Raw genomic sequence first — 261 nt, 5'->3', positions numbered from 1 at the left:
ACAATGTGGTGGAAGGCAATAGCTTAAGCTACACCGTGACCTTGACGGGCAGCACCACGATTGCCTCGACCTATGCGTACAGCTTGGGTGGCGGCAGCGCGACAGCCGGTGATGACTACAACACCACCCCAACGTTCAGCAATGGCGTGAGCTTGGTCGGTAGCAACTTGATCGTCCCAGCGGGCGTGTCCAGCTTCACCGTAACGGTGGCGACGATCGACGACACGATCGTCGACAGTGCCTCCCCAGAAAGTTTGCCAT

1 protein-coding gene is annotated in these 261 nt (G+C 58.2%); it reads left to right on the top strand.

Annotation, left to right across the window (positions count from 1 at the left end; translation table 11 throughout):
• Window positions 1–261, top strand: a 261-nt coding sequence (locus KDM90_RS17725; protein WP_438947447.1) for a hypothetical protein, incomplete at both ends; no start/stop codon positions are given.

It is taken from the genome of Affinundibacterium fentianense, from assembly GCF_018139545.1.
In the GTDB taxonomy this organism is placed as follows: Bacteria; Pseudomonadota; Gammaproteobacteria; order Burkholderiales; family Burkholderiaceae_D; genus Undibacterium; species Undibacterium fentianense.
Note: the sequence above shows the minus strand (reverse complement) of the source record. Positions and strands in the feature narration are given on the sequence as shown.